The 6,065-nt window shown below is 72.3% G+C and carries 6 protein-coding genes; 2 read left to right on the top strand and 4 right to left on the bottom strand.

Going from position 1 to position 6,065, the window contains the following annotated elements; all coding sequences use genetic code 11:
- A partial coding sequence (locus tag RIF89_RS10090) for a Pr6Pr family membrane protein (protein ID WP_309068983.1) occupies positions 1-633 on the bottom strand: 633 nt, incomplete at its 3' end.
- A 29-nt stretch (positions 634-662) separates the two neighbouring features.
- Positions 663-1,943 carry a TRAM domain-containing protein gene (locus RIF89_RS10085; RefSeq protein WP_309068982.1) on the bottom strand — a complete coding sequence of 427 codons (1,281 nt, stop codon included), beginning with the start codon at positions 1,941-1,943 and terminating at the stop codon, positions 663-665.
- A 49-nt stretch (positions 1,944-1,992) separates the two neighbouring features.
- Between RIF89_RS10085 and RIF89_RS10080 the strand changes: the two genes are divergently transcribed.
- Together RIF89_RS10080 and RIF89_RS10075 are read left to right on the top strand one after the other, a co-directional pair.
- Positions 1,993-2,646 (top strand): Maf family protein, encoded by a 654-nt coding sequence (locus RIF89_RS10080; protein ID WP_309068981.1) that lies wholly within the window; start codon positions 1,993-1,995, stop codon positions 2,644-2,646.
- A 78-nt stretch (positions 2,647-2,724) separates the two neighbouring features.
- Positions 2,725-4,491: a biotin carboxylase N-terminal domain-containing protein gene (locus RIF89_RS10075; RefSeq protein ID WP_309068980.1), complete on the top strand. Its 1,767-nt coding sequence runs from the start codon at positions 2,725-2,727 to the stop codon at positions 4,489-4,491.
- 71 nt (positions 4,492-4,562) lie between these two features.
- Here the strand turns inward: RIF89_RS10075 and RIF89_RS10070 are convergent, their stop codons facing one another.
- Both RIF89_RS10070 and RIF89_RS10065 read right to left on the bottom strand, forming a co-directional pair.
- Positions 4,563-5,504, bottom strand: coding sequence for a D-cysteine desulfhydrase family protein (locus tag RIF89_RS10070; protein WP_309068979.1), 942 nt, complete (start codon positions 5,502-5,504; stop codon positions 4,563-4,565).
- 96 nt (positions 5,505-5,600) lie between these two features.
- Positions 5,601-6,065 (bottom strand): acyl-CoA dehydrogenase family protein (locus tag RIF89_RS10065; protein WP_309068978.1); only part of this gene is annotated, 465 nt, incomplete at its 5' end.

Here is a 6,065-nt window from a genome sequence, read left to right as displayed (position 1 = left end):
GGCGGCGAGTCGGGCCAGGGCGCGGTCCCAGCCGATCATGAGCGCGCCGATGGCGACGACGGCGATGATCATCGGCAGCAGCGAGACCAGGACCCCGAACCAGTCGTCGCCGTTCGGCTGCATGAACGGGTAGGGGATGCGGTTGGCCACGCTCGGGAACGCGATGGCGCGCGCGATCGTCAGCAGGCCGTACGCGAGGGGGTAGAGCGGCCACCAGAGGAGATCCCGCCACCTGGTGCGTCCGCGCGGACCGAACAGGAGCCAGTCGATCAGCATGCCGACCGGCATCACGTAGTGCGCGATCAGCAGCGCGACGCCGCTGAGCGACTGCGCCGGATCCGGATCGAACACCCTGTCGAACGGGTTGGCCCAGTTCTCGAGCATGACGTGCGCGATGACGCAGATGAAGAGCATCCACGTCACGATGGCGCCGCGCAGGCGCGGCGCCGGGAGATCGGGCGAACGGCGCATCCACATGGTCCACAGACCCACCACGAGGTAGCCGAGCAGGATCGCGTTGGTGATCGTCGTGAGGTACGACACCGAGTGCGATCCGACCATGAACCCGTACACCGAGCACAGCATCAGCAGGGTGCGGAACCAGAACTGGGGCGCCGCCAGAAGTCGTCTCACGGAGTGATGATAGTGGCGGCGCGGGCGCCTCAGCGGGTGAGGACGGCGACCGCCTCCACGTGATGGGAGTGGGGGAACAGGTCGTACGCCTGGATGCCGCTCAGCTCGTAGCCGGCACCGCGGAAGTAGCCGACATCGCGCGCGAGCGCGACCGGATCGCACGCCACGTACGCGACACGCGACGACCCGAGATCCGCGATGGCCTCGACGACGTCGCGGCCTGCGCCGGAGCGCGGCGGGTCGAGCAGCGTCACGCCGCGCGTGAGCATCTCGCGGTCGAACGAGCCGGCCTGGCTGGAGACGCGCGTGAGGAACCGGTCCACGCGTGCCGTGACGGCCTCGGCGCCGAACTCCTCCAGGTTGCGCTCGGCGTGCGCGGTGGCGCGGGGCTCCGACTCCACGGTCGTGAGGCGGGCATGGCCGGCGAGATCGCCGAGCGCGGCGGCGAACAGTCCTACGCCGCCGTAGAGGTCGAGGTGCCACGCGTCGCTCGACAGCTCACCGAGCGCGTCCCGCACGGCGCGGTCGAGCGTCGCCGCTGCCGCGCGGTGCACCTGCCAGAACCCGCCGGCGTCGACCTGGAACTCGCGGTCGCCGACGCGCTCCGTCACGACCTCGGGCTCGACGCGCTCGGGCTTGGGCGCGAAGCGGCGTCGACGGTCGGCCGTGCGGGCGGGCCGGCGGATCGAGCGCACGCGCCCGTCGGCGGGCTGGACCAGGTCGATCCGTCCCTCGGGTGCGCTGCGGAGCGCGAGCGCCACCGCCTCGATCTCGGGCGTCGCGAGCGGATGCGCCTCCACCGGGATGACCGTGTGACTGCGCGCGGCATACGGGCCGATCCGCCCTTCGCCGTCGACGTGCAGGCTGACGCGCGTGCGATAGTGCGAGCCGTCCTCGCTGTCGCGCACGACGGGATGATCGGCACCCAGCACGTCCTCCGGACCGCGCACCGCGACGTCGACGGGCGTGCCGGCGAACCTGTCGAACGCCTCGCGCAGCACCTGGGCCTTGAGCGCGCGCTGACGCGACAGCGCGATGTGCCCGAAGTCCGCGCCCCCGGGTCGCGCGCCGGGCGCGACCGAGATGTCCGCCTGCGACCAGACGTGAGCGCGGCGGTCCGGCGACGCGTCCAGCACCTCGAGCGCCTCCGCGCGCGCGAACGACTTCTTCACGTCCGTGACGCGGGCGCGGATCCGCTCCCCCGGCAGCGCGTCGGGCACGAACACCACGAGACCTTCCTCACGCGCGACGAACACGCCGCCGTGCGCCACCCCGGTCACGTCAAGGTCGACCACATCACCGCTCTGCATCCGGACATCCTCTCAAAGCCGCCTGACCGGACGCCGTACCGTTGTCCCCATGCCGCAGGTCTGCCTCGCCTCCACCTCCCCCGCCCGCCTCATGCTGCTGCGCCAGGCGGGCATCGAACCGCTCACACTGGCCCCCGCGGTGGACGAGGAAACGGTGATCGCCGAGATCGAGGAGCGGGAGGGGCGCATCCTGCCGCCCGCCGAGCACGTCCTGCTGCTGGCCCGACGGAAGGCGGCGGATGTCGCGGCGCGTGTGCGCGCCGCGCACGACGGCTTCGAGGGGATCGTGATCGGCGGCGACTCGATGTTCGAGCTGGACGGCACGGTCTACGGCAAGCCGTACACCGCCGAGGCCGCGGCCGAGCGCTGGCACGGCATGCGGGGACGGACCGGCGTGCTGCACTCGGGGCACAGCGTGTTCCGCGTCACGGCGGAGGGCGAGCCGGTCGAGGCGCACGCGGTCGCCGAGGCGGCGGTGACGTTCGCGGCGGATGTCGACGACGACGAGATCGCCGCCTACATCGCCACGGGCGAGCCGCTGCACGTCGCGGGCGCCTTCACGGTCGACAGCCTGGGCGGCGCGTTCATCGAGCGCGTCGAGGGCGACCCGTCCACCGTGGTGGGGATGTCGCTGTCCACCGTGCGGCGGCTCGTGCGCGAACTCGGCGTCTCCTGGCCGGCGCTCTGGAACCGGCAGTCGTAGACCGACCGACACGTTCGGCGGGTTTTCTTGTCGAACGGGCTCAAAGACCGCGGGGCGCCCGTCGGTAGGCTCGAATCCATGCCTGCCATCGCCAAGGTGCTCATCGCGAACCGCGGCGAGATCGCCGTACGCATCGTCCGCGCGGCGCGCGACTCCGGGATCTCGTCCGTGGCCGTGTACGCCGACCCCGATCGCGACGCGCTGCACGCGCGCCTCGCCGACGAGGCCTATGCGCTCGACGGCGCCACGAGCGCCGAGACGTACCTGCAGATCGACAAGATCCTGTCCGTCGCCCGCCGCTCGGGCGCCGACGCGGTGCACCCCGGCTACGGCTTCCTCGCGGAGAACGCCGACTTCGCGCGCGCGGTCATCGGCGCCGGCCTCACCTGGATCGGCCCCTCGCCCGAGGCCATCGAGGCGCTCGGCGACAAGGTCACCGCGCGTCACGTCGCCGAGAAGGTCGGCGCTCCCCTGGCCCCCGGCACCCCGGGCCCCGTCGACACCGCCGACGAGGTCGTCGCGTTCGCGCGCGAGGTCGGCCTGCCCATCGCGATCAAGGCGGCCTACGGCGGCGGCGGACGCGGTCTGAAGGTCGCGCGCACGCTCGAGGAGATCCCCGAGCTGTTCGAGTCGGCGACGCGCGAGGCCATCGCGGCGTTCGGACGCGGTGAGTGCTTCGTCGAGAAGTACCTCGACAAGCCGCGCCACGTCGAGACGCAGTGCCTCGCGGACGCCGACGGCAACGTCGTCGTCATCTCGACCCGCGACTGCTCGCTGCAGCGCCGTCATCAGAAGCTCGTCGAGGAGGCGCCGGCGCCCTTCCTCACGGACGAGCAGAACGCCACGCTGTACCAGGCGTCGAAGGCCATCCTGCGCGAGGTCGGCTACACCGGCGCGGGAACGTGCGAGTTCCTGATCGGCGCGGACGGCACCATCTCGTTCCTCGAGGTGAACACCCGCCTGCAGGTCGAGCACCCCGTGTCCGAGGAGGTCACCGGCATCGACCTCGTGCGCGAGCAGTTCCGCATCGCGGCGGGCGGCACGCTCGACTACGACGACCCCGCCCCCGTCGGCCACTCGATCGAGTTCCGCATCAACGGCGAGGACCCGGGGCGCGGCTTCCTGCCGCAGCCCGGACCCATCCACGTGTTCAAGACGTTCGGCGGCCCCGGCATCCGTCTGGACTCGGGCGTCACCGCCGGCGACGTGGTCGGCGGCGCGTTCGACTCGCTGCTGGCGAAGATCATCGTCACGGGGCGCGACCGCGCCGAGGCGCTCGAGCGCTCGCGCCGCGCGCTCGACGAGTTCGAGGTCGCCGGTCTGCCGACCGTGCTGCCCTTCCACCGCAAGGTCGTGCGCGACCCGGCCTTCACGGCCGAGGACGGCGTGTTCGGCGTCTACACGCGCTGGATCGAGACGGAGTTCGTCAACGACATCCCTGCGTGGGACGGCGAACTCGACGCGCCGCGGGGGGCCGAGAGCCGTCACACCGTCGTCGTCGAGGTGGCGGGCAAGCGCCTGGAGGTGTCGCTGCCCGACCGGATCGCACAGGCGCCCGGCACCGCCGGTCGGCCCGCGATCGTGCCGCCGTCGCGCCGCAGCCACTCGACCGCCGTGTCGAGCGGCGCGTCGGGCGACGCCGTGAAGTCCCCCATGCAGGCGACCGTCGTCAAGGTCGCCGTCGAGGAGGGTCAGACGGTCGTCAAGGGCGACCTCGTGGTGGTGCTCGAGGCGATGAAGATGGAGCAGCCGCTGCAGGCCCACAAGGACGGCGTGGTCGCGCGGATCGACGCCACCCCGGGCGCCACGGTGCCCGCGGGCCACCAGCTGCTGCAGATCGCGTAGACCCGCGGGAGCGGGTGCCGGCTGAAGGTGCTCGCGCGGCCATCCGAGAGCCCGTGCGGCGCGGCGGACCGTCACGCCTCGGCGTGACCGAACAGTCCCGGGACGCCGCCGGTGTGAACGAACACCACGGGCCGGCCCGGAGCGATCTCACCCTCCTCCACCGCGGCGATGAGACCTGCCATCGCTCGCGCAGTGTAGGTCGGATCGAGGACGACGGCTTCCGTGCGCGCGACCATCTCGAGTGCTGCCCGAGCCTGGGGCGTGTATCTCTTGTAGCCGTCGCCGGACTGGTCCCGAACGCGCAGCGTCGCCGGGTCGATGCGGTCGCCGCGGATGAGGGGCGCGGCGTACGCCGCGACCGCCTGGGCGGCGTCCGGAAGGGCGCCCACGTCCACCCCCAGGACGCGGTCGACTCCCAGCACGGCGACCAGCCCCGCCATCGTGCCGCCCGAGCTCAGTGCGGTCACGACGTGGCGCACGTCGGGGACCTGCTCGAGGATCTCGGTCGCGCAGGTGCAGTACCCGCGGGCGCCCAGGCTGTCGGAACCTCCGAAAGGAATCACGAACGGCCGCGCCCCGCCTCGACGCAGGTGATCGACGACCGTCGTCGTGAACGCCGTCAATCCGTGGGGCGGCAGGTCGCCCGCCCACTCGATGCGAGCGCCGAACAGACCGTCGAGGAGGAGATTGCCCTGCGCGACCGCCGGCCGCGCGCCGCCGAGCACGAGCACGGCGCGCATGCCGATCCGCGCCGCGACGGCCGCGGTGAGCCGGGCGTGATTGCTCTGCGGTCCCCCCGTGGTGACGAGCACATCCGCGCCCTCCCGCTGAGCCTGCGCGGCGAAGTACTCGAGCTTGCGGAGCTTGTTGCCGCCGCCGCCCGTGCCCGTGAGGTCGTCCCGTTTCAGCCACAGATCGTCCGCGGCCAGCCCGATGGCCTCGGCAAGGCGCGGCGCCCGCTCCATCGGCGTGGGGAACGTGGCCAGTGCGAGCCGAGCGGGCTGATCGATCATGCGCCCCACCCTAGGACCCGCCCGACGTCGCCATCGCTCACCCCCGCCACGCCCGGTCCCCGTGATCCGCAGGGTCCGCCGGCCGGCGACGGAGTCTTAGGAGAAGGCGTTCATGAAGCCGAGGCTGCGGGCGATGATGCCGAGCTGGACCTCGGTCGATCCCTCGCCGATCGTGAGGATGCGCGCGTCGCGGTAGTGCCGCGCGACGGGGTTCTCGTTCATGAAGCCCCAGCCGCCGCAGATCTGCGTCGCATCGGCGGCGTTCCCCATCGCGGCCTCCGATCCGATCAGCTTCGCCAGCGAGGCCTCGGTCGTGAACGGGATGCCCGCGTCGATGCGGCGCGCGGCGTCGTGCATCACGGCGCGCGCGGCGGCGACACGGGCCTGCATGCGCGCGATCGTGAACGAGATGTGCTGGTTCTCGCCGATCGGCTTCCCGAACACCACGCGCTTCTTCGCATGCAGCACCGCCTGCTCGAGGCACCCCTGCGCGGCGCCGACGCACAGCGCGGCGAACGCGACGCGCCCCTCGTCGAGGATCGAGAGGAAGTTCGCGAAGCC

The sequence above is a fragment of the Microbacterium sp. genome (assembly GCF_031178525.1).
Lineage (GTDB): Bacteria > Actinomycetota > Actinomycetes > Actinomycetales > Microbacteriaceae > Microbacterium.
The sequence above is the reverse complement of the archived record's forward strand: the minus strand, read 5'-3'. Positions and strand labels throughout refer to the sequence as shown.